Below are 23,569 nucleotides of genomic sequence, written 5' to 3'. Positions count from 1 at the left end.
GCGGATGGTGGCCGGCTTTTCGCCGAAACCTTTAAGGGAAGACTATCGCAGGCATTTCGGCCTGTCCATGACCGCTCTGCAAACCACGGTCACGCCTTCCCGGCGTCGGCTGCGGGTCTAGCGTCGTGATGTATCGATTTTTTGAAATGCCTGCTCCCGCAGGGAAAATAATCACTACTGCAACAGTTTGTTCCAGATGTCCCGCTGCGGCGTGTTGCGGTTGCGATAGAGCAGCATGACCTGCTCTGCCTCGGAGCTGCTTTCCTGGGTGCTGTGGCGGATGGCCTCCGCCTGATCGATCTGCAGGAGCTTCCTGCTCGGCACCAGCACGGTGAGCTTCTGGCGGACCCCGCGCAGCTTTTCCTCTCCGAGCGTTTCCCACTCACCGCCGGCATAGGCCGTGAAGGCCTGGCTGGCGACGATGTGGGTTGCGTACTTCTTGGTAAGCCCCTGCAGACGGGACACCTCGTTCACCGCCGTGCCGAAGGTGGAGAAGGTAAGACGGTCGCGCAGGCCGACATTTCCGAACATGACGTTGCCGATATGCAGGCCGATGCCGTAGCCGATTTCGGTCAGCCCGTTCTCACGCCGTTCGCGGTTCATCTCGATCATGCGGGCGGTCGCCTGGCGGACGGCGTCCATGGCTGCAAGGGCTGCCGCCTGGGACGGCTCGCGATGGCGGCCGCAAGGATAGACCGCGAGGAAGCCATCGCCGAGGAAGCTCAGGATTTCGCCGCCGCCCCGGTTGAACGGCGTCGCGATCGCGTCGAAGAACTGGTTCAGCGTGTCGATATAGGCCTGCCGACCCTCGCGTTCGGCCAGCACGGTCGACTGGCGCATGTCCGCCATGACGAGCACGGCGCGGATGGTTTCGCCGTCGCCGCGGCGGATCTGGCCGGAAAGAACGCGCTTGCCGGCATTTTCACCCAGATAGGTGGTGAGCATGTTGTCGGCGAGCTTGCCGAGCACCGCCATCTTGGCGGCAACGGCAAGGCTGCTCTGGAGACGCAGCATGGCCTCGATCAGCTGATCGGAAAAGCCTTCGGGTGCGTCCGTGGTCCAGGAACCGACCATGCCCTGGCCGTGGCTTTCGTTAAAGGACTGGACGAAGGCGAAATAGTCGGTCGCACCGTCGCGCTTCAGTTCCTCGAAGATCGGAAACTCGATCGGCGATTCCGGCGTGATCCGTCGGCGCAGATGGTCGAGGTCATGGGAGAAGAGATAGTAATAGGGACTGCGCAGGAAGCGTTCGGCATCCGTTTCGCTCTGCCCGGCACGAAAGCCCTCGACGGTCACGCCCTTGCCGCGCTGCCAGGTAAAACCGAGCGCGTCGTAGAGCGGGTGGAGCATGGCGAAGCTCAGATGCACGCGCGACAGCGGCACGCCGGCGGCCGCGAGACGTTCGCAAAAGCCTGTCACCAGCGTTTCCAGCGAGCCTCCCGTCAGGGCCGTCTGCTTGAGCCACAGCGACACGCGATCGAGCAGATGGGTGGAAACCTGCTGGGTCTGGGTCATGGCGATCTTCCTGCTGTCTCGTGCAAACGATCACTGCGGACAATACCCCCCGGCACGTCACGAGCGCTTCGACAAAATATAATCACGCGGATGGACGGAAACCAGAACGGCGGCGAGAAAAGTTGGCAGGGGCCGGGGGAATGCCTCCCCGACAGGGGCGCAGCACGCGGGGACGCCGCGTCCGGTCTTGACAGAGCCACCCCAAGTCCGCATCTGCCAAGCTCCGGCGTGCGAGGCACGTCCCAACCGCAAGGCTACCGATGAGCATGTCTTCCCACGCGGATCTCCTGTCGCGGATCGCCGGCCGTACGGCTCGTGCGGGCGTCATCGGTCTCGGATATGTCGGACTGCCGCTTGCGATCGCCATTGCGCGCAAGGGGTTCACGGTCACGGGGTTCGACATCGATCCCGGCAAGATCGTCGCCATCGAGGGAGGCCGGTCCTACATCGAGGCGGTCAGCGACGCCGTGCTCGCCGAAGAGCGGGAGGCGGGCCGGTTTTCCGCGACGGTCGATTTCGACGGTCTCGCGGCCTGCGACGTCATCATCATCTGCGTGCCGACACCGCTCACGCGCCACCGCGATCCCGACCTGACCTATATCATCAAGACCTGCCAGGAGATCGCGCGGCGGCTGCGCCCGGGGCAGCTCGTCGTGCTGGAATCTACGACGTATCCCGGCACGACGACGGATGTCGTGCGACCGATCCTGGCGGCCACCGGGCTCGATATCGGTGGCGAGGTGTTCCTCGGCTTCTCGCCGGAGCGCGAGGATCCCGGCAATCGGGATTTCTCGACCACCAGCATCCCGAAGATCGTCGCCGGTGACGGCCAGCTGGCGGCCGAGGCGATGGAGGCCTTCTATGCGGCCGTGGTGGAACGGGTCGTGCCGGTGTCGACCACGGCGACGGCCGAAGCTGTGAAGCTGACGGAGAACATCTTCCGCGCCGTCAACATCGCGCTGGTCAACGAGCTGAAGACCGTCTTCGAGGCCATGGGCGTCGACATCTGGGAGGTGATCGACGCAGCGAAGACCAAGCCGTTCGGGTACATGCCGTTTTATCCCGGGCCAGGCCTTGGCGGTCACTGCATCCCGATCGATCCGTTCTATCTGACCTGGAAGTCTCGCGAATACGAGATGCCGACCCGGTTCATCGAACTCGCAGGCGAGATCAATTCGGCCATGCCGAAGCACATCGTCGGGCGTCTCGCCGAAGCGCTGGATATTCACCTCGGCAAGGCGCTCAGCCGGTCGCGCGTCCTCGTGCTCGGTCTGGCCTACAAGAAGAACGTGCCGGATATCCGCGAGAGCCCGTCGCTCAAGCTGATCGAGCTCATCGAGGAACGCGGCGGCCGTGCATCCTTCCATGACCCGCATGTGGACGAAATTCCGAAGACACGCGAATATCTGGCACTGAAGGGTCGGCGCTCGGTGCCTCTCAGCGAGCTTGGCCAGTTCGACGCCGTGCTGGTGGCCACGGATCACGACGACGTCGACTATGCGCTCGTCGCGCAACAGGCGCCGCTGGTCATCGATACGCGCAACGTCTTTGCGCGCCGGGGCATCTCTGGCCAACGGATCGTGAAAGCCTGATCCTCAGGCCGATGGCGCCAGCTGCATCGGTGCCTTGAGATGGCTGGCCGCCATGGCATAGCCGCCATTGGCGCCATCGATGAAATGCATATGGTCGCGGCTGAGCGCCGTGGGCACGATGCAGGTCATCAGCGCTTCGTCCTGTCGATGCAGGCCGTAGCGGCAGACGCCGTCCGACGCGGCGCGCGCCAGCCGCGCCTCGATGTTGGCGAGCCGTCCGGCGTCGATGTCGATCGTCATCTTCAGGCCGTCGTCGAACTTGCGGAAATCCGAATTGCTGGCGACATCCTGGCGATAGATCTTTGGATCGAACCGGCCGAGCGTCAGCCCGAGCCGCGCCAGCCCGTAGGTCAGGGCCGCCTCGAGGAGAACACGGCCGCGCTTGCGCAGACGGCTCTGCACGCCCACCGTCCGCACCTCCGTTTCCAGTCCCTCGCGGGAGAGACCGATGGTCGGACCGTCCGCCGGCACCGGATGCCCCTCGCGCTCCTCGCCCGCGGCGAGCGCGACGATATCGGCCACGAGCCGCGCGAAGGGCGCGGTGTCCGTGCCGGGGCAGGGCACCGCGATGATCGAGACGATGGCGCCATGACGCGAGGCAATCGGGTTCCAGCGACAGGACAGGCCGGTAAGGTCCGGGCGGGCGCCGGCCGGTGCCGGAGCGACCAGATAGCGTCCGGCCTTCATCTCGTTTTCCGCCCATGCACCGCCGCCGCCGGCAAACATGGCATAGGACACGTCCGGGCTGACCTGGAACCGCGCAACCCGGACATCGAACCCGGCGGTGCGAATATCGGAGACGGGAATAAGCGCCGCCCGCAGGTCGAGGTCGAGTTCCTCGCGCGTGTAGAGCTGCACCGAAGCGAGCGCGGATGTGGCCGCCACCAGGGCCGAGGGCGGCAGCGCCACGAGCGCGCCGTCACCGCCGAAGACGAAGGGAAGCTCGAAATGGCCGACGGCATTCAGAACCGACGAGATGACGCTGGCGCCGGCCATGTTCACGGCCTTGTAGCGGCCGGCCTCGATGGCTCCGGTGGAATCGACGATATCGGCGCTGGCGATCCACCAGTCGATCGGCAGCGGGCGATAGTTGCGCGCATCCGCCACGCCCTCGAACGCCGTGAAGACGGGGAGTGTGGAAAAGAAGCGGTCGCTCTGCACCTGTGCCATGTCGGGAAGGTAGCACAACCGGACCCTTGCGAAAGGGCCGCACGGGATGACTTTTGCGTGGGTTGCCCTCCGGCTCCCTGCGGAACGGGTCATCTGTTGCCTGCGGCATGGCCGAGGTCCTATAGAGGGCCCTCTCATCACCGGAAACCGCCTGCATGAGTCGTCTCGACAGCTTCATCGCCCGCCTGCTGGCGCAGCGCGCCATCCTCAACCATATCCGCGATGACATGGCGCTCCCGGGGACAGGGCCCGTGCTCGAGATCGGGCTCGGAAACGGTCGCACCTACGATCATATCCGCGAGATCTTCCCCGGCCGCCGGATCATCGCCTTCGATCGCGCCGTGGGATCGCACCCGGCGTCGACGCCCGCGGAGGGCGACCTGGTGCTCGGCGAAATCGCGGAGACGTTGAAGACCGTGGCCGGCCTTGGTGCAGCCTTCGCACACGCCGATATTGGAACCGCCTATCCCGATGTGGACGCCGAGACGAAGCGCTGGCTGCCGCCGAGACTGGCCGAGGCCCTGGCCTCCGGCGGGATCGTCGCCAGCGGCCTGCCGCTGGAGCATGCGGACCTGGCGCCCCTTTCGGTACCGGCGGGGATCGATCCGAAACGCTACTACCTCTATCGCCGGCTTTAGGTCATGTTTTGATGCATGTCGTTTCCCAAAACCGCTGCACACGTTCGGGCGACATGCGTTAGAGCGCGTCGGGCAGGAGCAGCAGGTCGAACTGATCCTCGTCAAGCGGAATGTCGGCCAGCGCCATTTCGGTCATACCGGTTTCGGTGAAGACGATGCAGCGCGAATAGAACGCGCCGAGCCACCGTGCGAAGGCCAGCGCCTCGCTGCGGCCGTAGAAGACCGGCGAGAACTCGAGATAGAACGGCGTCCGGCGTTCGAGAAGCGGGATCATCGAACGCGCCGCGACGGGCTCGTAACCCTCGATGTCCATGAAGATCAGCGACACGTCCCCGGCCGCGATACCCGCGTCGGACAGAATGTCCATCACCGGGCGCACGGGCACGGTGATCTGTCGGTCGCGCGGGCTTTGCCGCGTGGTGCTGCTCTTGCCGTGATTGTCGGGATGCTGGAAAAAGTCGATCGTGCCCGTCGTCTCGCCCGCGGCGCAGGCAATGGCGGTGATCCGCTCCCGAAGCCCATTCTGGTCGATGTTCTGGCGGAGCAGCGCGTAGTTTCGCGGATCCGCCTCGATCGTCACAATATGCGGGACGGCACTGCCGAGCGCGAAGTAGAGCGTCTGCGTGCCGATATTGCCGCCGACCTCGAGGAGGGCGCCCGTCAGCGCAATCTCGCGCTCCGCGAGAGCGGCAAGAAGACGGACGACGTGATCGCGCTCGAACTGGCCTTTCCGATAGATCTTGCGGCCGATATAGTCGTGCGGCGAGAAGGTCATGACATGGTCGCCGCAGTCGGCCGTCATGGTGAGCACGCGCGGGCTGACGCACTGGATCAGCAGCTCCCGCCCGTAGCGTGTCGCAAACGCCCGGCGCGCGATGCGGTTGCGCAGCTTGCGAAGACGGCGCTTCCAGCGTCGGAAGACCGGCATGTCGTTGACGAGGGGCATGCGCCACCTTTCCCGATCGATCGCGTTGCGCGGGTTACACCATAGGAGCCTTGCGAAAAAAAGGCCTCTTTCGGCTTTTTTGCGCCATCGGCGGTGCGTTGGAAGATCAGGTTTTTCCAGCGGGAACTTTTCGCGTCCTTCCGCATTAGCGGGTGTCACGATCCTGCTCCAGGGGCGGTCACACCCGGTTTTCCGGTGTGATATGCGGAACGGGTCGTTTCGGTCTCTGAGGTGGAAGTGTCGGTATGAGTTGCAATATCATGGTGGTCGAAGACGAGATTTTCGTCGCGACCGAAATCGAGTACGTGGTCGAAGAGCTGGGCCACCGGCCCGTTGGAATTGCCGCCGATACCGCATCGGCGATCAAGCTCGCGCCTCTTGCCGATATCGCACTTGTGGACCTCAACCTGCGTGACGGTGCGACCGGTTGCGACATCGGTCGCCTGCTGGCCGAGCGCCACGGCATGACCGTGCTGTTCATGACGGCCAATCCGTCTCAGGTCGGCGACCCGTTTCCGGGCGCCGTCGGCGTTCTGCCGAAGCCTGTCGCCGAGGACGAATTAAAGGCAGCTGTCCGCTATACGGTCGCACTGCGCGAAGCGCGTCCGGCGTCCGCGCCTGCTCGGCTGCGGGTGTTCGCGTAAACGCAGCCCCGGCGCGCAATAACCTTCTCTGAACATCGGTCTTTCGGGACGAGCGGCGGCGCTACGAACGGCGGCCGACATGCCCGCTGCGCGTCAATGCCCTCAAGGGTATGGCAGCCTCGAGGCGCAACCCGTCCGCTTCCCAAAAGCGTTCGAGCTGGCCTTCGAGCTGGCCTTCCGTGCTGATCGTCATCAGGCGCGAGCCGAATCCATCCCTCTCCGGCTCGGTTATGACGATGTCTTCAAGCTTTTCCTTCCAGGTCAGGTGATAGGTCTCGCCGTCGATCCGCCCCGTGATCTCGACCCGCCCGTCGGTCGTGGACAGGGCGCCATACTTTGCCGAATTTGTGCCGAGCTCGTGCAGGAGAAGCGCGAGGGGCGTGGCCGCGCTATCGGCGATCACCGTGTCGTCGCCCGAGAGCTGGATCGCGCCGGTTCCGGACTCGCCCCAATAGGGTTCCAACAGCCGCGTCAAAAGGTTGAACAGGGTCGTGTCCGGCATGGTCAGACGCGACCTCTCGCTGTGCGGCCGGACGAAATCATGGGCGCGCCCCATGGCGTCGATGCGCTTGCGCAGAAGCTCGGCAAAGCCGCGGGCCTGCGGTTCGGAGCGCGCGGACAGGCTGATGATGCCGCTGAGTACCGAGAAGATGTTCTTGATCCGGTGGCTCAGTTCGTGCGCCACCACCTCGCGTTCCGCCTGCGCCATCTTGGCGTCGTGGATGTCGGTGCAGGTGCCGTACCAGCGGGTGATCCGGCCGTCGGCATCGCGGATCGGCAGCGCGCGCCCCAAGACCCAGCGATAGGCTCCGCTGTGATGACGAAGCCGGTATTCGATCTGGTAGGGCTCGCCGGTCTCCAGGCTCTGGCGCCAGAGCGACCAGGCGCGGTCCTGATCGTCCGGGTGAAAGATGCCGCTCCAGCCGGCGCCGTCGGTCGAGCCCGATGGCACGCCGGTAAACTCGTACCAGCGGGCATTGTAGTAATCGTGAAACCCGTCCGGGCGTGTCGCCCACACCATCTGCGGCATCGTGTTGGCAAGGGTGCGAAAGCCTGCCTCCGATTGCGCATAGGCTTCGGCCACTTCCTTCTGCGAGGTGATGTCGACGGCGATGCCGGGAAACCGGACGCAGATCCCGTCTTTGATCAGCGGCTGCCCCTCGGCCAGAACCCACCGCACCGACCCATCCGACTGGACAAGCCTGTATTCGATCGACAGTTTCTCGCCGCTCGTCATGACGGCGCCGAGAACCTCCGCCACGCGCTCGGCGTCGTCGGGATGGATGGCCGCGGTGAAGCCGGAGATCGGTACGCCATCCGTCGCCGCGGCCGCGGGATCGACGCCGTAGAGGGACGCGAACTTGTCATCGGCATAGACGCGATCGGCGACGACGTCCCAGTCCCAGATGCCCACCACGCCGGATGCCTGCAAGGCCAGCGAAAGCTTTTCGCGGTTGCGCGACAGCGCCAGCTCCGCCTCGACCACCTTCGTCGTTTCCACCACGACGGCGAGCGCGCCGATGATGTCGCCGTCGTCGTCAAAGACGGGGCTATAGTCCAAATCGAACCAGACGCGCTCCTCGGCGCCGTTCCGGTTCACCGTCATCTCCATGTCCGCGTAGGAGAAGCAGGCCCCCCTCAGCACGCCATCGATGATGGTGCGGTTGAAATCGGCGATCTCGGGCCATGCCGTCAGGGCCGACATGCCGAAGCAGCCGGGGTGGCGTCCGGCCGCTATGGTGGCATAGCCGGCATTGTAGATCATGATGCCTTCGGGTCCGAGAAGAAGCGTCATCGCGACCGGCGAGGCGAGGATGACCCGGACAAGGCTGGTCACGGATGTGGGCCAGCGGTCGCGCGGACCAAGCGGCGTCTGGCTCCAATCGCGGCTTTCCAGAAGGCGCGCGGTCTCGTTTTGCGAGGCAGCGACGATCGACCAGCGGCTGGCGGCACCGGAGCGCGCAGCGACGGCGTCGAGGCTGGCGTCTCGGGTAGCATCTGGCGGGGAAGAACTCTGCATGGCGCATCTCGGATCGGGTTCGGTCGCTCCACGCGCCTTCGGGCAATATAGGCAAGACCGGCCGAAAGTCATCTGTTTTCATGAGCCTATCGCCATGCCTGCTCGCTCTGTCCGCAACAGAGATGCAGGAAAAAACGCGGGAACGTCAACGATCCCGCACTGCCTGTAATGCGTTCGGATCGTGCATGAAGAAAGGATGAAGACGCGGCGGAACCATGGATGCGGATCGACGTTTTCATGGCGAGGGATCCCGGAAAGTACGAAATTTCGCAAACGACCGGGAGCTTGGAATAAATTGTCTATGAAATCGGTGGAAATTCAAGAATGTAGACGCAGAGCCGACCACGGTCGATTTTGCGAATGTGAAACGGCTCGCTAGTTCTGGAGGATATGATGCGAACGTCGAAACAGATCCTGCACGTACCCCACGCCCGATATTCCGATGCCGCTTCGACGGCACATCTGCCCAGCCTTCATGCGGTGCTGCGCACGCTGACGCTGGTTGCGGCCTTCGCGTTCATCGCAGCCTGCGTCTGCGGGGCCATCTGAGAGCCTCGCTTTCGTCGTGCCATTTGAAAAAAACCGGACTGCAGCCGCAGTCCGGTTTTTCTTTTGCGGACAACTTGGTTTCGGAGCGTCAGATACCTGGCAGTTTGAAATCTTCGAGGCGCCGACGCAGGAGGCCGATCGTCTCGACATCGGCGTTGGCGAAGGCGAACCGCAGGAAACCCTCCTGGATCTCGCCGAAATAATCGCCGGGAAGGCAGACGACGCCGGCTAGGGCTGCAAGCTTGGCCGCAACGAATTCCGCGCTGATGTCGGGGTAGGGGTGGCGGACATAAGCGAAGTAGGCGCCGATCGATTCGAGTTTCCAGCCCTGCAGGCCCGCCATCACCGCCTGCATTGCCGCACGGCGACGACCGATCTCGCGTCGGTTCTCGTCGCGCCAGGCGGCAAGGGAGGGGATGGCCTTGACCAGAGCCATCTGGCCGACGCGGGGCGCGCAGATCTGCAGGTTGTCCATGACCTTTGCGATCTGCTGGATCATCTGCACGCCGCCGGTGATGGCGCCGATCCGGTGGCCCGGGATACAGTAGGATTTCGAGAAGCTGTAGAGGCTGACGAAATGGCTCTGCCAGCCCTCCCGTGAAAAGATCGCGTGCGGCGGCTTGGTCGTATCGTCCAGAAAGTCGCGATAGGTCTCGTCGAGGATCAGCCAGATCCCCTTCCGGCGGCAGAGATCATAGATGTCGGCCAGCCGATCGGCCGGATAGACGGCGCCCGTCGGGTTGTTTGGCGAGACCAGGGCCAGCGCCCGGACGCGCGGATGCAACGAAGCCTCGATCGTCTCGATATCCGGGACGAAGCGATCGGCCGCGTCGCAGGGCACAAGATCGACGTTGATGCCGAGCATCGACAGCGTCGTTTCGTGGTTGAAGAAATAGGGGTTGGTCATCAGGACGGTGTCTCCGGCCTGGACGAGTGCGATCACGGCTGCGGCGAAGGCCTGGTTGCAGCCGGCGGTGATCTGGACGTGCCGGGCGGCAAGCGGTGCACCGTAGAGTTCGGCGACATGCGTCGCATAGGCTGCGCGCAGAGAGGCTTCCCCTTCGATCGGACCGTAGCCTGCCGCTTCCCGGGACGACGCGGCCTCGCCGAGCCATGTCAGCATGTCGGCCTGCGGCGGATAGCCGGGCACGGCCTGACTGAGGTCGATCAGCGGGCCGTGCCCGCCATCATAGTCTCTGGCCCAGGCGGCGACCGAGGGGACGGGCGGCGGCGACAGCCGGGCGACCAGCGGGTTGAATGTCGGCATGGGTTCGTTCCTGTGTGTGATGATGGTCCGCCGGCCTTGAGGTCGTCTGGATCAGCATCGGAATCTATTGGGCACGGAGCGTTCAGGGAAAATGGTGGCTGATTTGCGCCGGAAGCGGATCCGGGTGTGTGTGGGGCGATTTGCCGCACAATTCCAGAAGCCGCCCCCAAAGCCAAGGCCAAGAGCTTCACACTGTCGTGCCGTCCCGATGTTTTGCACGCGTCGGAGAAACCGATCCGCCCTGAGATCCGTATCGTCTTCAGAACTGAATGGAGATGATCATGAAGATCGCATCAACCGTTTTCGCGACCACCCTTGCTGCCACTCTCCTGACCGCCTCGGGCGGGGCCTTCGCCCAGACGGCGGGCCCGATGCGCGAGACGTTGATGGAGCGCTTCTTTCGGGGGCAGACCCACGCCGCTGGCACGTTCCGGGCCATCAACGGTACCCGGCGAGACCTCGACATCGCGCTGCGCGGCACCGTTACCAAGACCGGACTGACCCTGCGCGAGGACATCCGCTATGCGGACGGCGCCAAGGAGCGGAAGACCTGGCGTTTCGTGCGCACCGGTCCGACGACCTACAGCGGCACGCGCGAAGACGTCATCGGCGGCACGACGGTGCGGGTCGACGGCAACGTCGTGCGGTTCAACTATCTTGTCGACCTCGATCCCGGCCCGAAGCAGGATCTCTATCGTTTCTTCGACACGCTGACATTTGCGCGTGACGGCAAGACCATGACGAACACAGCCGTCGTGTGGAAGACGATCCTGCCTGTCGCCCGCGTGAAGATCGACTTCCGCAAATAGCCGGAGGCGTGTCTCTCACGGTCAAGACCGTGCGGGACGCGCGTCCAACCAGCGGGCGACGGTACTGGCGTCTTCCGGCGAGAGTTCATGGCCGGCAGCGAGCGTGACCACGGTCGTCTCCGCGCCGGCCTCCGTCAGGGCTTTCACCTGGGCGGGTCGGTAGGCGTCAAAGCTGTCGTCGGCGCCGGAGACGACGAGAACGTCGGTGCCGGACAGGTCTGCCTCCGGAACGGTCTCAAGCGGCATCATGCTGCGCAGCAGGATGGCCCGGCGGATGAGCCCCGGCTGCAGGAACAGGCTGGCGGCAATCAGGTTCGCGCCGTTGGAACAGCCGAGAAACGCTGCGCGCTCGAGATCGATGCCGTAGCCGGACGCCGCACCGTCGACAAAGGCTGCAAGGGCTTCGGCCTCGCTCGCAATATCGGCCTGATCGAACGTCGCTGCGCCAAGGCGCCGGTAGAAGCGCGGCGCACCTTCCTCGAGGCTGCGCCCGCGGAGGGCGACCAGCAGGGCATGCGGCGCTGCCTTGCGGGCAAGCGGCAGCAGGCTCAGCTCGTTCGCGCCGCTGCCGTGCAGCAGAAACAGCGTGCTGCCGTCCGGTGCGTCTGCCTGATGAAGACGATGGATGAACGGCAGGTCGCGCGCCGCAAAACGTTCCTCGCCCGGAAGGCCGAACTGCGGGAGGAGAACGGTCATGTCCTCAAGGGTCGCGGTCTCTCCTGCGATATCCCGAAAGTGACCCGGCACGAACAGCCGGGTTCCCAAGGTCGCCTCGTCTTCGTCGATCGTCATGCCCGGGCTATCGGTCGCGACCTCGATCAGGCTGCCGCCGGGTTCCCGAACATAGAGCGAGAAGAAATAGGTCCGGTCATGTGCCGGGGTCGGGCCGGCATTCTCCTCGCCGAGCCTCTCCCGCAGCGCCTCCACGGCCGCGCGGGAGGGCGCGCGTACCGCAATATGGTCGATGGTGCCGGTGCCGGGTGCGGATGTCCAGAAGCCGCTGGCGTCGCGCACATCGATCACGTCGCCCGCGTCCGAGCGCAGGCGTTCGATCGTCTCGCTCTTCTCGCTGGACCGAAAACCGGTATGGCGCTGCAGGAAGGACGACGTCTCCGCAGCCCGGCTCGTGAGGATGGTGGCGCCGCGCAGCGCACGGATGGCGTCTTCGGGCGGAATGCCGTCGGTCGCGGCCGGGTTTCGGCCGGGCACTGCCGTCGTCCCCACCAGCTTGACGATGACGCCGTCGGGATCCTTCAGGCGCAGAACGGGCTCGCCGAATTCCGGGGCCGGGCCCGAGACCGGCACCAGGTAGCGCAGCGCACGCTGCAGCCAGAAGCCGATCGACCCGGGTGCGATGGCAAAGGCGATTTCGCTCGGCTGGCCTTCGCCGACCCTGCCGGGGCCACCGTCTTCCCAGACAAGGAACGACACCAGCGAGCCGGGCGTCCCCGTCCTGTCGCCGTAAAAGAGGTGCAGCTGTGCTGCGTCTTCAAAGCCGGCGGTCCGCTTGACGAGGCGCAGACCGAGAAATCCGACATAGAAATCGACGTTTGCCTGCACCTTCCGGGTAATGAGTGTGACGTGGTGAAGGCCGCTGGTGCCGTTCGGCGCAACGCGGTCGAAGTCGCGGGGGTTCGCTGTCATGGTGGTCTCTCCTACTGCCGCGGACGCTCCTTGGTCAGATAGGTGCGGAAGGCCTCGGCATGATCGGGATGCCAGCGGGACAGCGGCGGCCGGTTTTCGACGATGTCGCCGGCCGCCCAGAGGATGCGCTTTTCGTCGAGTTCGCGGCTGACGTCGTTGTCCGGGCAGAGAATGTAGAAGTCGTGGCGCGCGAGACTGTCCATCATGAAATCGACCGTCTGCTCGGGCGTCCAGGCCGCGTCCGGCTTCTCGGTCCGGCCGTTTGCGGTCAGCCCGGTATAGACGAAGCCGGGGATGAGCAGATGCGCAGCGATCCGGCAGTCCGGCGTCGTGCGCAGCTCGTGTTCCAGAGCTTCGGTGAAGGCTTTGACGCCGGCCTTCGCAACGTTGTAGGCGGGATCTCCGGGTGGGGTGGTGATGCCCTGCTTGGATCCGGTGTTGATGATGAGGCCGGGTTCGCCATGCGCGATCATGGCCGGGCCGAACACGCGCGTCCCGTTGATGACGCCCCCGAGATTGACGGCCATCACGCGTTCCCAGTTTTCAAGCGGGCCGAACAGCGCGCTTCCGGGCTGGATGCCGGCATTGTTCATCAGCACGTGGACCTTGCCGAATCGCGCGATCACCTCTTCCTGCAGGGTCTCCAGCGCCTCGAGTTCCGAGACGTCCGTTGCGCAGGCGAGAACGCCGTCGGTCCCATGCGGGGAGACCGCGGCGACGGTGCGCGCGGCGTCCGCCAGGCGCTCACCCTTGCGATCGGCCACCACCACCTTCATGCCGAGGGACGCAAAGCGGTGCGCGGCGGCAAGGCCGATGCCGGAGGCGCCTCCGGTGACGAGGGCGACGGCATTGGCGGTAAGGGCGGCATGTGTCATGTTGGGTCCGAAATCTGCCCTGATTTAAGAGGGGCGCGGTTAGCAAATTTAATAGTGTCGCCCACGAAAGTAGGTAAGGAGGAGGCGCAAGTCCATCCTCTTGCTTCTGCCCGCCTTTTCCTGTTCCTTCAGCGCCAGACCGCCTGCCGAGCCAGACCTCTTCTTCGTCATCCCATTCGTCTCTCTCTTCGAGTCCCAATGTATCCCCCGAGAACGCGCAATAGCCGGCAGACGCCGTGCGACCAATGTCCTCTGCGTCATCTGCCGACCTTTCGCGAATTTCAGCCCGAGGAACTCGCCTTCGTTTCGCATTTCAAGACGGGCGAACTTTCGGTCGATGCCGGAACCACCGTTCTGGTCGAGGGCAACCACAGCGCCCATCTCTTCACCGTGCTGTCGGGCTGGGGTTTCCGCTACAAGATGATGGGGGACGGCCGCCGGCAGATCCTCAACTACATCATGCCCGGCGATCTCGTCGGCCTGCAGGGCAGCCTGATGGGCGAAATGAAGCATTCGGTGGAGGCGCTATCGGCGCTGACACTGTGCGTGTTCGAGCGCGAAAGGCTCGGTCAGGTCTATCGCAACCATCCCGACCTTGCCTTCGACGTGACCTGGATCGCGTCCCAGGAAGAGCGGATCCTCGACGAGCACCTCTTGAGCATCGGACGGCGCACAGCGCTGGAGCGCGCAGCCTACCTGCTGTCGTTCCTCTCGCAGCGAGCCAATGCGTCTAATCTTTTCAAGGGAGAGCGTGTGTCGATCCCGCTGACGCAACAGCATGTGGCCGACACCTTGGGCCTCTCGATCGTGCACACGAACAAGACGCTGAAGAAGCTCGCGGAACGCAATCTCATCCGCTGGGCGGACCGCGGCTGCGACGTGCTGGATGCCGAGGGTCTGATGCGCGTCGCGGACTGGGATGGCCTTGAGGTCATCCGGCGGCCGTTCATCTGACAGAGTTCCGAGGCGCGCCTTCAGGCGCCGGGGAGCATGGGTGCGCGCACGGCGAGGCGTTTTGTGACATAGGCGCGGATCCGGTCGATAAAGCCTTGCTTTTCCTCGACAATGATCGCTTCGCCGTCATCGTGACCGAACACGCTTCGCGCGGCCTGCTCCAGTCTTTCAATTTCGCTGGCTGTCATGATATCCTCCCTCTTGCTCCCGATGACAAGAATGCGCCACAAGTGTTAAAAGTTCCCGTCGAGCGTGAGGACTTTCGAAAACACTTCCAGGCGGCGTTCCGTTCCTGAAGGAGCGTGGACACCTCGGACGTCGTCTCGACCGCGACACGACGGCCGGACGTCGCCACGTGGCGGGTTCACGATATGTCTTATTTAAATGTGAGGGCCGCCTGTTGGCTCTAGTGTTGAATTTGAGGACGTCGAATCATATTTGTGGGTCGAGCGAGCCGAACGGCTCCTGTCGCCCGAACTGCCTCTCAACGAATGGATCTTGGTGCAGCGTTTGGAAACACTTTCGTCAATCAAACGCGTCCTCGTGCTGGAAGACAATTTCATCATCGCGATGGAGGCCGAGGATATCCTGCGGACCCTCGGCGTTGAGACGGTCGATATCGCGACGAACGTCGCGCAGGCAACGCAGCTGGTGCAGGACCATGTTTTTGATTTTGCCCTGCTCGACGTCAATCTCGGCAACGAGACGAGCTTCGATTTCGCCAATATCCTGATCGCCCGCGATACGCCGTTCGGCTTCGTCAGCGGCTATGGCGAGAGCGCGATGTTTCCCGGCAGCCATCGTGACCGACCGCGCATTACCAAGCCGTTCAACGAGATCTCGATGAGCCAGCTTCTTGCCTCCGTATCGGGGGCAGACGACGCGTTGACGCCGTCCACCGAAGCGGCCTCTAAAGCATCGCGATAAGCACCTCCGTCCGGTCGCTGCCATAGGTGACCGTGGCGCTGCCGGCATAAACAAGCCGCAAGGCGTCGCCGGCCGTCAGGGCGGCAAGCGCACTGACGGTGCCGGCATGTCGGGCGGATGCGCCGGAAAATTCCCGAAGCGTCGCAAGGGTCTGCGTGCCGGACTGCAAAGCGAGCGAGAACGTGCCCGTCGGCTGGATCTCCGCCTTGAGCGTCACGAAATAGAGACCGGTTGCCGGGACCACGAGGCTCTGGCCGCCGCCTGCGACCGGGGCGCCGAGCGCGAAGCCGCCTTGCGAGAGCGGCAGGGACGAAAATCCGCTTTCACTGCCCTCGACGGGCGTTGACGTGCCGGCCGCCGTGGTCGCACGGGCGATCGGTCTTTGCGGCAGATGCACGCGACCGGCGGCATCTACGCGCAACGCCTCCTGCCAGAGCGCACCGTCGGCGCTGGTCTTGAGGGCAAACGTGTCTGCACCGCTCAAGCCCATTTCCGCCCGGCCGGACCAGCCGCTCTGGAAAAGCAGGCTCGCGACATCGGCCGGTGTCGCCTTGTTGATCTTGAGCTGATGGCCATGGCCGGCATGGCTGAGCAGCGTGGCATCTCCCGAAACGGCAAGGCGATTGACCTCGTCGGCCGTGGCGTTGACGCCGAGCCTCTCCAGGCCGGAAAGCGCATCGTAAGGGCGAAAGCGCGTGCCGTCGTGGATATGGAGGCGGTGATCTTGCGCCAAGGTCGCGCGCCAGCCCGGTCGAGGGGTGAGGAAGGTCCAGGCCCCGTCATCCCAGAGAGCGATCGTGCCGGCCTTTCCGAACCAAGGGCCGGCCGGGTCCGCCGCGACCTCGTAGCAGGCGCCTGGGTTGGGGTCGGCCGGAGGTTGCGACAGGGTCGCGACGATGACCAGCTGCGTCAGCGCATCCAGCCGCTGCAGCGCCTCATTGTGCGTGACGTGCTTCTGGGCCTGCGATGGCAGGATGTAGGGCATTTCGAGGTTGGGGGTCGTCTCGCTCATCGGCATCTCCTGTCGGGGTGCCGTCAGTGTGCGCGGCAGTCTGCCCGCGGGGAGGATCGCAAGGTCCTGGCGTTGGTTTGCAAGGGTTTTTTCCGTTTCTTCTCCCCGGCCTGCCCGTCGTTTGCGATGCAGCCCCGCCGCTCTGGCACCACCCCATGCCGACGCGTGTCAGCCGCGGCCGCGGGAAACGAAATAGGGATTTGCGAAATCCACGTCGGATCGCTGGTTGCGCTTGCCATAGAAGAGAGGGTTGCCGTCCATGGTCAGGGTTTCCCCACCCGCCGCGCGCAAGACGGCATCTCCTGCCGCCGTGTCCCACTCCATCGTGCGGCTGAGGCGGGGATAGATGTCGGCCAGCCCTTCGGCGAGCAGGCAGAACTTCAAGGAGGAGCCGACCGACTCGTAATCGGTGACGCCATGTTCCGCGAGATAGGCAATGGTTTCTGCGCTGTTGTGCGAGCGGCTGGCCAGCGCCACGATCCTGTCGCCGCGCTGGCGGCAGCCGATGATGGTGGGCGTGCCGATCTCCGTCTGCCCGGAGACGACGGACTTGCGGGCCCTGTTGCGCTCTGCCGCATAGAGAATGCCGAGGGCCGGCGCGTAGACGACGCCGAACGTCGGCGCCCCCGCCTCGATCAAGGCGATGTTGACCGTGAAATCGTGATTGCGTCCGACGAATTCCTTGGTGCCGTCCAGCGGATCGACGAGGAAGAAGGCGCGCCCGTCGATATCGGGAACGAGACCTGCCGATGCGGCTTCCTCGGCAACCACGGGAATGTCGGGGAATGCTCCCTTGAGATGTCGCAGGATGATGCGCTCCGCACTTTCGTCGGCATCGGTGACGGGGGAGGCGTCCTCCTTGTAGCGAACCTCCGCGCCGATATTGTAGACGTCGATGACCGCCCGCCCGGCTTCGACCGCTGCCTTCTCCAACACGTCCAACATCGCGCCTGCCGCGCTCCTTTCCCGTCTACGATGGCCGGGATGTCCGCGCCCACCGCCTTTCTCCACAACCATACAGGGATTTGCCTCATTCGTCAGGCAAATCCCTGTAAACGATCGTTACATTCCGTGGTGCCGGGACCCGGACCCCGGAGTGGGGCAGGCCGGGGCCACGCGGTGTGCCGGACGCGTTTCGCAAGAGATTACAGACGGATGGTTGCCGTGCGTTGCAGGGCATGGGCGCCAGCGCAAAGCCCTGATTTGCTTAAAATGTAAGCGTTTACTGCATTCAACTCAGCTGATTGCCGACGAAACCGCCAGATTTTTTCCTGTTGGAAAAGAATCTGTTGGGTGCCTTCTTTTTGTGCTTTTCTTTTCGAACGAAAACAGTATGGAATCCCCGCAAACGTCGGGTCCTCAACGGACTGCAGAACACGAGGCCGGACCCGACAAGGGATCTGGTCCAGGGGAAAATAGATGGTGTACTTCATCCAGCAGCTCGTCAACGGGCTGACTCTCGGATCTATCTACGGCATGATCGCCATCGGCTACACGATGGTCTACGGCATTATCGGCATGATTAACTTCGCCCATGGCGATATCTTCATGCTGGGCAGCTTTGCCGCCCTCATCGTCTTCCTGATCCTCACGACGCTCTTTGCCGGCATCCCCGTCGTCCTTGCCCTGCTCGTGATGATGATCGTGGCCATGCTCCTGGCAGGCCTCTGGAACTGGACGATCGAGCGGATCGCCTACCGGCCGTTGCGCGGGTCGTTCCGGCTTGCGCCGCTGATCACCGCGATCGGCATGTCGATCGCGCTGTCCAACTTCATCCAGGTGGTGCAGGGGCCGCGCAACAAGCCGATCCCGCCGCTGGTCAACTCCAATTTTGAGGTGCTCGGCATTTCGATCTCGCTGAAGCAGATCGTGATCATCGTCGTCACCGCCATCCTGCTCACCATCTTCTGGTATATCGTCAACAAGACGCCGCTCGGCCGCGCCCAGCGCGCCACCGAACAGGACCGCAAGATGGCGGCGCTGCTCGGGATCGACGTCGACCGCACGATTTCCATCACCTTCATCATGGGGGCCGCTCTCGCTGCCGTCGCGGGTACGATGTATCTGATGTATTACGGTGTTTCGGTCTTCACCGATGGCTTCATTCCGGGCGTCAAGGCCTTCACGGCGGCCGTCCTCGGCGGTATCGGCTCTCTGCCGGGCGCCGTCCTCGGCGGTATCCTCATCGGCCTCATCGAAAGCCTGTGGTCGGCCTACTTCTCCATCGCCTACAAGGACGTCGCAACCTTCGTCATCCTCGCGGTCGTTCTGATTTTCAAGCCGACCGGCATTCTCGGCCGGCCCGAAGTGGAGAAGGTATAAGTCCATGGCGAACATTTCCTCTCCCGTATCCCCGAAGCCCGCGTCCGAGCCGCATGCCGAGCAGAGCGTGATGGCGCGCGCCTTCAAGGAAGCCTTCTACGCCGGCCTCGTCTCTCTCGGGCTCTTCTGCCTCTTTGTCGGCGTGGAGACCTACCAGAACATCAACAACGAGCTCGTCTGGCGCATGCGCTGGGGCCTGCTGGCGGTGTTCGTGCTGGTCGCCGCCGTCGGTCGCTTCGTCAACGTCGCCTTCATCCGGCCGGCGCTGGACAAGCGCAAACTGGAAAAGGCCAAGAGCGGCGTTCTCGACGTTTCCGAGGACAAGGGCTTCTTCCATCGCCATTTCCTCAAGATCGCGCTCGTCGCCCTGCTGATCTACCCGCCGGTTTCCGTGATGTTGCGCGGCGTTCAGGGCTCGCTGCTCCTGGTCGACAATTTCGGGATCCAGATCCTGATCTACGTCATGCTGGCCTGGGGGCTCAACATCGTGGTCGGTCTCGCGGGACTTCTCGACCTCGGCTATGTCGCGTTCTACGCCGTGGGCGCCTATTCCTACGCGCTCCTGTCCACCCATTTCGGGCTGTCCTTCTGGGTCCTGCTGCCGCTCGCCGGCATCTTTGCGGCTCTCTGGGGCATCGTCCTCGGTTTCCCGGTTCTGCGTCTGCGCGGCGACTATCTCGCCATCGTGACGCTCGCCTTCGGTGAAATCATCCGCCTGGTGCTGATCAACTGGACGGAAGTGACCAAGGGGACCTTCGGGATCTCGGGTATCGCCAAGGCATCGGTCTTTGGCATCTGGTCGTTCGACGTCGGCTCGCCGTCGAACTTCGCCAAGGCATTCGGTCTGCCGATGTCGTCCGCATATTACAAGATCTTCCTGTTCTACGTGATCCTGCTGCTCTGCATGCTGACGGCCTATGTCACGATCCGCCTGCGGCGCATGCCGATCGGCCGCGCCTGGGAAGCGCTGCGGGAAGACGAGATCGCCTGCCGCTCGCTCGGCATAAACACGGTCACCACCAAGCTGACGGCGTTTGCAACCGGCGCGATGTTCGGCGGGTTTGCAGGCTCGTTCTTCGCGGCACGTCAGGGCTTCGTGTCGCCAGAAAGCTTCGTGTTCATCGAGTCCGCCGTCATCCTCGCCATCGTCGTTCTCGGCGGTATGGGGTCGCTGACCGGCATCGCCATTGCGGCGGTCGTCATGGTCGGGGGTACGGAACTGCTGCGCGAGATGAGCTTCCTCAAGGTCGTCTTCGGCCCCGAATTCACGCCGGAACTCTACCGCATGCTGATCTTCGGTCTCGCCATGGTGGTCGTGATGTTGTTCAAGCCGCGGGGCTTCGTCGGTTCGCGTGCGCCGTCGGCCTTCCTCCACACCAGAAAGAACGTGTCGGGAAGCTTTACCAAGGAAGGGCACGGCTGATGGTTACGGGAACGGCGACGACAATGTCCAAGGATCCAATCCTGAAGGTCGAACATCTCTCCATGCGCTTCGGCGGCCTGATGGCCATCAACGACTTCTCGTTCGAAGCCACCCGCGGCGAGATCACCGCCCTCATCGGCCCGAACGGGGCCGGCAAGACGACCGTGTTCAACTGCATCACCGGCTTCTACAAGCCGACCATGGGCATGATCACGATGCGCCAGAAGAGCGGCAAGGAGTTCCTGCTGGAGCGCCTGCCGGATTTCGAGATCACCAAGCGGGCAAAGGTCGCGCGGACGTTTCAGAACATCCGCCTGTTCTCGGGCCTGACGGTGCTCGAAAACCTGCTCGTTGCCCAGCACAACGCGCTGATGCGCGCCTCGGGCTACACGGTCCTTGGTCTCTTCGGCTTTCCTGCCTACAAGAAGGCGTCTCTCGCCAGCATCGAGCTTGCCAAGTACTGGCTCGATAAGGCGTCGCTGACCGACCGCGCCGACGATCCGGCCGGGGATCTTCCCTATGGCGCGCAGCGCCGGCTGGAAATTGCCCGGGCGATGTGCACCGGACCGGAGCTTCTCTGCCTCGACGAACCCGCGGCGGGCCTCAATCCCCGGGAGTCGCTGGCGCTCAACACGCTGCTGCGCGATATCCGCACCGACACGGGCACCTCGATCCTTCTGATCGAGCATGACATGTCGGTGGTCATGGAGATCTCGGACCACGTCGTGGTGCTGGAATACGGGCAGAAGATCTCGGACGGCAATCCGCAATTCGTACAGAACGACCCGAAGGTCATCGCGGCCTATCTCGGTGTCGAGGATGATGAGGTCGACGAGGTGATTGCGGAAGTGGAAGAGGTTGCGGCAACGGTCGGTCACGAGACCGGCAGCACGGGAGAGCGCCCATGAGCCCGCTTCTTCACGTCAAGGGCGTCGAGACCTATTACGGAAACATCCGGGCGCTGGGTGGCGTCGATGTCGTCGTGGAGCCGGGCGAGATCGTCTGCATGATCGGCGCGAACGGCGCCGGCAAGTCCACGCTGATGATGACGATCTGCGGCAGCCCCCAGGCGCGCACGGGATCGGTGATCTTCGACGGTCAGGACATCACCCGCATGCCGACACACGAGATCGCACGGTTGCGGATCGCGCAGTCGCCCGAAGGGCGGCGCATCTTCCCGCGCATGACGGTCTATGAAAACCTGCAAATGGGCGCGAGCCTCGACAATCTCAAGTATTTCAACGAGGACATCGAGAAGATCTTCACGCTGTTCCCGCGTCTGAAGGAGCGGCAGTCGCAGCGCGGCGGCACGCTGTCGGGCGGCGAACAGCAGATGCTGTCCATCGGCCGCGCATTGATGGCGCGTCCGAAGCTTCTTCTTCTCGACGAACCGTCGCTCGGGCTGGCGCCGCTGATCGTCAAGGGCATCTTCGAGGCGATCAAGAAGCTGAACGAGACGGAAGGCCTGACGGTATTCCTTGTCGAGCAGAACGCCTTCGCCGCCCTCAAGCTGTCGCATCGCGGCTATGTCATGGTCAACGGACAGGTGACGATGAGCGGCGGTGGCCGCGAGCTGCTGGCCAATCCTGAAGTGCGCGCCGCCTATCTCGAAGGCGGGCACCATTGAGCGCCGCTTCCTTCATCCCTTCCACCGGGAGTTTCTGACATGCAGGGCATTCTTCACGAAGAGCCTTCGATCCTTCAGTTCATGCTGATCACGTGCGTGCTCGGCGGCTGGGCGGCCTGGCGCACGGGAAAGAGCGTCGCGGACGGCTGGCAGACCTATGCGACCGTCCTGATCTACACCGCGCTGCTCGGCGTGGGCATCCGTTTCGTGCATCACGCACTGTTCAACGGCACCATGTTCAGCCTCCACTATTACCTTGTGGACACGATCATTCTTTTGCTGTTTTCTACCGCTGGCTTCCGTTTCTATCGGACGCGCCAGATGGTCAACAGCTACTACTGGCTTTACGAAAAGGCGTCGCCCTTCTCGTGGAAGAACAAATAAAAAGGGAACAGCCGCGGGCGCATCGCCTCGGCCGCAACGAACACCGGCGCAGTCAGAGTGGGAACTGCGTTGGCTATGGCAACAGACCCGCTTGAAAATTGGGAGTTACAGGATGAAGAAGTCACTTTTGTCGGCTGTTGCGCTGACGGCGATGGTCGCGTTCAGCGGCCAGGCCTGGGCGGACATCACGATCGCTGTTGCCGGTCCGCTGACCGGCCCGAACGCCGCATTCGGCGCGCAGCTCCAGAAGGGTGCCGAGCAGGCAGCCGCTGACATCAACGCAGCCGGCGGCATCAACGGCGAGCAGATCAAGATCGTTCTCGGCGACGACGTTTCCGACCCGAAGCAGGGCATCTCCGTTGCCAACAAGTTCGTCGCCGACGGCGTGAAGTATGTCATCGGTCACTTCAACTCGGGCGTTTCCATTCCGGCTTCTGAAGTCTACGCAGAAAACGGCATCCTCGAGATCACCCCGGCTGCCACCAACCCGGTCTTCACCGAGCGCGGCCTCTGGAACACGTTCCGCACCTGCGGCCGTGACGACCAGCAGGGCGGCGTCGCCGGCGCCTACCTCGTCGAAAAGTTCAAGGATGCCAAGGTCGCCGTCATCCATGACAAGACGCCTTACGGCCAGGGCCTTGCCGACGAAACCAAGAAGGCGATGAACGCTGCCGGCATGACGGAAGTCATGTACGAAGGCGTCAACACCGGCGACAAGGACTTCTCGGCTCTCATCGCCAAGATGAAGGAAGCCGGCGTCTCGATCATCTACTGGGGCGGTCTCCACACGGAAGCCGGCCTGATCATCCGCCAGTCGGCTGACCAGGGCCTCAAGGCAACGCTCGTGTCCGGTGACGGTATCGTCTCGAACGAACTGGCCTCGATCGCGGGCGACGCGGTCGCCGGTACGCTCAACACCTTCGGACCCGATCCGACGCTCCGCCCGGAGAACAAGGAACTGGTCGAGAAGTTCAAGGCCGCCGGCTTCAACCCGGAAGCCTACACGCTCTACTCCTACGCCGCCCTGCAGACCATTGCAGCCGCTGCCAAGGCCGCAAACTCCACCGACGCGGAAACCGTTGCGACCGCGATGAAGGAAAAGGGTCCGTTCAAGACCGTTCTCGGCGACATGTCCTTCGACGAGAAGGGCGACCCGAAGCTTCCCGGCTACATCATGTACGAGTGGAAGAAGGGCCCGGACGGCAAGTACAGCTACTTCCCGCAGTAATCACGGTCCATGGCTTCGGCCAT

24 protein-coding genes are annotated in these 23,569 nt (G+C 63.6%); 13 read left to right on the top strand and 11 right to left on the bottom strand.

The features are described from left to right. Positions 1-174: 174 nt before the first annotated feature. Positions 175-1,515 carry an adenylate/guanylate cyclase domain-containing protein gene (locus tag ASG03_RS18570; RefSeq protein WP_062476609.1) on the bottom strand — a complete coding sequence of 447 codons (1,341 nt, stop codon included), beginning with the start codon at positions 1,513-1,515 and terminating at the stop codon, positions 175-177. A 260-nt stretch (positions 1,516-1,775) separates the two neighbouring features. Here ASG03_RS18570 and ASG03_RS18565 point away from each other — a divergent pair, with 260 nt between their 5' ends. After that, positions 1,776-3,107 (top strand): nucleotide sugar dehydrogenase, encoded by a 1,332-nt coding sequence (locus tag ASG03_RS18565; protein WP_062695023.1) that lies wholly within the window; start codon positions 1,776-1,778, stop codon positions 3,105-3,107. A 3-nt stretch (positions 3,108-3,110) separates the two neighbouring features. Here the strand turns inward: ASG03_RS18565 and ASG03_RS18560 are convergent, their stop codons facing one another. After that, a complete protein-coding gene (locus ASG03_RS18560) occupies positions 3,111-4,277 on the bottom strand; it encodes a DUF3095 domain-containing protein (RefSeq protein ID WP_062695021.1) in 1,167 nt (388 codons plus the stop codon). 155 nt (positions 4,278-4,432) lie between these two features. Between ASG03_RS18560 and ASG03_RS18555 the strand changes: the two genes are divergently transcribed. Next, on the top strand, positions 4,433-4,915 hold the full coding sequence (locus tag ASG03_RS18555) for a class I SAM-dependent methyltransferase (protein WP_062476601.1): 483 nt from the start codon (positions 4,433-4,435) through the stop codon (positions 4,913-4,915). Positions 4,916-4,973: 58 nt separating this feature from the next. On the opposite strand, the gene ASG03_RS18550 is transcribed toward ASG03_RS18555, so the two are convergent. Beyond that, complete coding sequence (locus ASG03_RS18550) at positions 4,974-5,861, bottom strand: FkbM family methyltransferase (RefSeq protein WP_156381865.1); 888 nt, start codon at positions 5,859-5,861, stop codon at positions 4,974-4,976. A gap of 245 nt (positions 5,862-6,106) precedes the next feature. Here ASG03_RS18550 and ASG03_RS18545 point away from each other — a divergent pair, with 245 nt between their 5' ends. Then, positions 6,107-6,505: a response regulator gene (locus tag ASG03_RS18545; RefSeq protein ID WP_062476598.1), complete on the top strand. Its 399-nt coding sequence runs from the start codon at positions 6,107-6,109 to the stop codon at positions 6,503-6,505. A 61-nt stretch (positions 6,506-6,566) separates the two neighbouring features. Here the strand turns inward: ASG03_RS18545 and ASG03_RS18540 are convergent, their stop codons facing one another. After that, on the bottom strand, positions 6,567-8,525 hold the full coding sequence (locus ASG03_RS18540; RefSeq protein ID WP_062476595.1) for a sensor histidine kinase: 1,959 nt from the start codon (positions 8,523-8,525) through the stop codon (positions 6,567-6,569). Between the two features lie 390 nt (positions 8,526-8,915). Here ASG03_RS18540 and ASG03_RS21585 point away from each other — a divergent pair, with 390 nt between their 5' ends. After that, complete coding sequence (locus tag ASG03_RS21585) at positions 8,916-9,074, top strand: hypothetical protein (RefSeq protein WP_156466904.1); 159 nt, start codon at positions 8,916-8,918, stop codon at positions 9,072-9,074. An 88-nt stretch (positions 9,075-9,162) separates the two neighbouring features. Here the strand turns inward: ASG03_RS21585 and ASG03_RS18535 are convergent, their stop codons facing one another. Beyond that, positions 9,163-10,341, bottom strand: a complete 1,179-nt coding sequence (locus tag ASG03_RS18535; protein WP_062695019.1) for an aminotransferase — start codon at positions 10,339-10,341, stop codon at positions 9,163-9,165. Between the two features lie 281 nt (positions 10,342-10,622). On the opposite strand from ASG03_RS18535, the gene ASG03_RS18530 reads away from it, so the two are divergent. Further along, the gene (locus tag ASG03_RS18530) at positions 10,623-11,150 is read left to right on the top strand and encodes a DUF3833 family protein (protein ID WP_244475305.1); all 528 of its coding nucleotides are present in this window, start codon (positions 10,623-10,625) and stop codon (positions 11,148-11,150) included. Between the two features lie 21 nt (positions 11,151-11,171). On the opposite strand, the gene ASG03_RS18525 is transcribed toward ASG03_RS18530, so the two are convergent. Together ASG03_RS18525 and ASG03_RS18520 are read right to left on the bottom strand one after the other, a co-directional pair. Then, positions 11,172-12,794 carry a VOC family protein gene (locus ASG03_RS18525; RefSeq protein ID WP_062695015.1) on the bottom strand — a complete coding sequence of 541 codons (1,623 nt, stop codon included), beginning with the start codon at positions 12,792-12,794 and terminating at the stop codon, positions 11,172-11,174. A gap of 11 nt (positions 12,795-12,805) precedes the next feature. Continuing rightward, positions 12,806-13,669 (bottom strand): SDR family NAD(P)-dependent oxidoreductase, encoded by an 864-nt coding sequence (locus tag ASG03_RS18520; RefSeq protein WP_062695014.1) that lies wholly within the window; start codon positions 13,667-13,669, stop codon positions 12,806-12,808. 198 nt (positions 13,670-13,867) lie between these two features. On the opposite strand from ASG03_RS18520, the gene ASG03_RS18515 reads away from it, so the two are divergent. Continuing rightward, a complete protein-coding gene (locus ASG03_RS18515) occupies positions 13,868-14,623 on the top strand; it encodes a Crp/Fnr family transcriptional regulator (protein ID WP_062476582.1) in 756 nt (251 codons plus the stop codon). A gap of 20 nt (positions 14,624-14,643) precedes the next feature. Here the strand turns inward: ASG03_RS18515 and ASG03_RS18510 are convergent, their stop codons facing one another. Then, on the bottom strand, positions 14,644-14,811 hold the full coding sequence (locus ASG03_RS18510) for a hypothetical protein (protein ID WP_156381864.1): 168 nt from the start codon (positions 14,809-14,811) through the stop codon (positions 14,644-14,646). A gap of 313 nt (positions 14,812-15,124) precedes the next feature. Between ASG03_RS18510 and ASG03_RS18505 the strand changes: the two genes are divergently transcribed. Beyond that, positions 15,125-15,550 (top strand): response regulator, encoded by a 426-nt coding sequence (locus tag ASG03_RS18505; RefSeq protein WP_274533666.1) that lies wholly within the window; start codon positions 15,125-15,127, stop codon positions 15,548-15,550. Here the strand turns inward: ASG03_RS18505 and ASG03_RS18500 are convergent. The 3 genes from ASG03_RS18500 to ASG03_RS21580 form a co-directional block, all read right to left on the bottom strand. Beyond that, the gene (locus ASG03_RS18500; protein ID WP_062476575.1) at positions 15,534-16,562 is read right to left on the bottom strand and encodes a DUF2793 domain-containing protein; all 1,029 of its coding nucleotides are present in this window, start codon (positions 16,560-16,562) and stop codon (positions 15,534-15,536) included. The two genes, ASG03_RS18505 and ASG03_RS18500, sit on opposite strands and share 17 nt — an antisense overlap. Positions 16,563-16,730: 168 nt before the next feature. Beyond that, positions 16,731-17,507, bottom strand: a complete 777-nt coding sequence (gene cysQ, locus ASG03_RS18495) for a 3'(2'),5'-bisphosphate nucleotidase CysQ (RefSeq protein WP_062476572.1) — start codon at positions 17,505-17,507, stop codon at positions 16,731-16,733. Between the two features lie 200 nt (positions 17,508-17,707). Next, positions 17,708-17,995: a hypothetical protein gene (locus tag ASG03_RS21580; RefSeq protein ID WP_156379793.1), complete on the bottom strand. Its 288-nt coding sequence runs from the start codon at positions 17,993-17,995 to the stop codon at positions 17,708-17,710. Between ASG03_RS21580 and ASG03_RS18490 the strand changes: the two genes are divergently transcribed. The 6 genes from ASG03_RS18490 to ASG03_RS18465 all read left to right on the top strand — a co-directional run bounded on the left by ASG03_RS18490 (position 17,982) and on the right by ASG03_RS18465 (position 23,546). Next, positions 17,982-18,884: a branched-chain amino acid ABC transporter permease gene (locus ASG03_RS18490; protein WP_062476569.1), complete on the top strand. Its 903-nt coding sequence runs from the start codon at positions 17,982-17,984 to the stop codon at positions 18,882-18,884. The genes ASG03_RS21580 and ASG03_RS18490 overlap by 14 nt on opposite strands. A gap of 4 nt (positions 18,885-18,888) precedes the next feature. Beyond that, positions 18,889-20,307, top strand: a complete 1,419-nt coding sequence (gene livM, locus ASG03_RS18485; protein WP_062476566.1) for a high-affinity branched-chain amino acid ABC transporter permease LivM — start codon at positions 18,889-18,891, stop codon at positions 20,305-20,307. Beyond that, positions 20,307-21,215 carry an ABC transporter ATP-binding protein gene (locus ASG03_RS18480; protein ID WP_062476563.1) on the top strand — a complete coding sequence of 303 codons (909 nt, stop codon included), beginning with the start codon at positions 20,307-20,309 and terminating at the stop codon, positions 21,213-21,215. Before livM ends, ASG03_RS18480 begins: the two co-directional genes overlap by 1 nt. Then, a complete protein-coding gene (locus tag ASG03_RS18475; protein WP_062476560.1) occupies positions 21,212-21,934 on the top strand; it encodes an ABC transporter ATP-binding protein in 723 nt (240 codons plus the stop codon). The genes ASG03_RS18480 and ASG03_RS18475 overlap by 4 nt, the downstream gene beginning before the upstream one ends. A 39-nt stretch (positions 21,935-21,973) precedes the next feature. Continuing rightward, positions 21,974-22,318, top strand: coding sequence for a DUF6867 family protein (locus tag ASG03_RS18470; protein ID WP_062476556.1), 345 nt, complete (start codon positions 21,974-21,976; stop codon positions 22,316-22,318). A gap of 112 nt (positions 22,319-22,430) precedes the next feature. After that, positions 22,431-23,546 (top strand): branched-chain amino acid ABC transporter substrate-binding protein, encoded by a 1,116-nt coding sequence (locus ASG03_RS18465; RefSeq protein ID WP_062476553.1) that lies wholly within the window; start codon positions 22,431-22,433, stop codon positions 23,544-23,546. Positions 23,547-23,569: the final 23 nt, after the last annotated feature.

Source organism: Rhizobium sp. Leaf341, from assembly GCF_001424325.1.
GTDB lineage: Bacteria > Pseudomonadota > Alphaproteobacteria > Rhizobiales > Rhizobiaceae > Ferranicluibacter.
The sequence above is the reverse complement of the archived record's forward strand: the minus strand, read 5'-3'. Positions and strand labels throughout refer to the sequence as shown.

Excerpts from the sequence above, each read along its gene's own strand:
- ASG03_RS18570 (WP_062476609.1), bottom strand. The coding sequence starts at position 1,515 with ATGACCCAGACCCAGCAGGTTTCCACCCATCTGCTCGATCGCGTGTCG.
- ASG03_RS18565 (WP_062695023.1), top strand. The coding sequence starts at position 1,776 with ATGAGCATGTCTTCCCACGCGGATCTCCTGTCGCGGATCGCCGGCCGT.
- ASG03_RS18560 (WP_062695021.1), bottom strand. The coding sequence starts at position 4,277 with ATGGCACAGGTGCAGAGCGACCGCTTCTTTTCCACACTCCCCGTCTTC.
- ASG03_RS18555 (WP_062476601.1), top strand. The coding sequence starts at position 4,433 with ATGAGTCGTCTCGACAGCTTCATCGCCCGCCTGCTGGCGCAGCGCGCC.
- ASG03_RS18550 (WP_156381865.1), bottom strand. The coding sequence starts at position 5,861 with ATGCCCCTCGTCAACGACATGCCGGTCTTCCGACGCTGGAAGCGCCGT.
- ASG03_RS18545 (WP_062476598.1), top strand. The coding sequence starts at position 6,107 with ATGAGTTGCAATATCATGGTGGTCGAAGACGAGATTTTCGTCGCGACC.
- ASG03_RS18540 (WP_062476595.1), bottom strand. The coding sequence starts at position 8,525 with ATGCAGAGTTCTTCCCCGCCAGATGCTACCCGAGACGCCAGCCTCGAC.
- ASG03_RS21585 (WP_156466904.1), top strand. The coding sequence starts at position 8,916 with ATGATGCGAACGTCGAAACAGATCCTGCACGTACCCCACGCCCGATAT.
- ASG03_RS18535 (WP_062695019.1), bottom strand. The coding sequence starts at position 10,341 with ATGCCGACATTCAACCCGCTGGTCGCCCGGCTGTCGCCGCCGCCCGTC.
- ASG03_RS18530 (WP_244475305.1), top strand. The coding sequence starts at position 10,623 with ATGAAGATCGCATCAACCGTTTTCGCGACCACCCTTGCTGCCACTCTC.
- ASG03_RS18525 (WP_062695015.1), bottom strand. The coding sequence starts at position 12,794 with ATGACAGCGAACCCCCGCGACTTCGACCGCGTTGCGCCGAACGGCACC.
- ASG03_RS18520 (WP_062695014.1), bottom strand. The coding sequence starts at position 13,669 with ATGACACATGCCGCCCTTACCGCCAATGCCGTCGCCCTCGTCACCGGA.
- ASG03_RS18515 (WP_062476582.1), top strand. The coding sequence starts at position 13,868 with ATGTATCCCCCGAGAACGCGCAATAGCCGGCAGACGCCGTGCGACCAA.
- ASG03_RS18510 (WP_156381864.1), bottom strand. The coding sequence starts at position 14,811 with ATGACAGCCAGCGAAATTGAAAGACTGGAGCAGGCCGCGCGAAGCGTG.
- ASG03_RS18500 (WP_062476575.1), bottom strand. The coding sequence starts at position 16,562 with ATGAGCGAGACGACCCCCAACCTCGAAATGCCCTACATCCTGCCATCG.
- cysQ (WP_062476572.1), bottom strand. The coding sequence starts at position 17,507 with ATGTTGGACGTGTTGGAGAAGGCAGCGGTCGAAGCCGGGCGGGCGGTC.
- ASG03_RS18490 (WP_062476569.1), top strand. The coding sequence starts at position 17,982 with ATGGTGTACTTCATCCAGCAGCTCGTCAACGGGCTGACTCTCGGATCT.
- ASG03_RS21580 (WP_156379793.1), bottom strand. The coding sequence starts at position 17,995 with ATGAAGTACACCATCTATTTTCCCCTGGACCAGATCCCTTGTCGGGTC.
- livM (WP_062476566.1), top strand. The coding sequence starts at position 18,889 with ATGGCGAACATTTCCTCTCCCGTATCCCCGAAGCCCGCGTCCGAGCCG.
- ASG03_RS18480 (WP_062476563.1), top strand. The coding sequence starts at position 20,307 with ATGGTTACGGGAACGGCGACGACAATGTCCAAGGATCCAATCCTGAAG.
- ASG03_RS18475 (WP_062476560.1), top strand. The coding sequence starts at position 21,212 with ATGAGCCCGCTTCTTCACGTCAAGGGCGTCGAGACCTATTACGGAAAC.
- ASG03_RS18470 (WP_062476556.1), top strand. The coding sequence starts at position 21,974 with ATGCAGGGCATTCTTCACGAAGAGCCTTCGATCCTTCAGTTCATGCTG.
- ASG03_RS18465 (WP_062476553.1), top strand. The coding sequence starts at position 22,431 with ATGAAGAAGTCACTTTTGTCGGCTGTTGCGCTGACGGCGATGGTCGCG.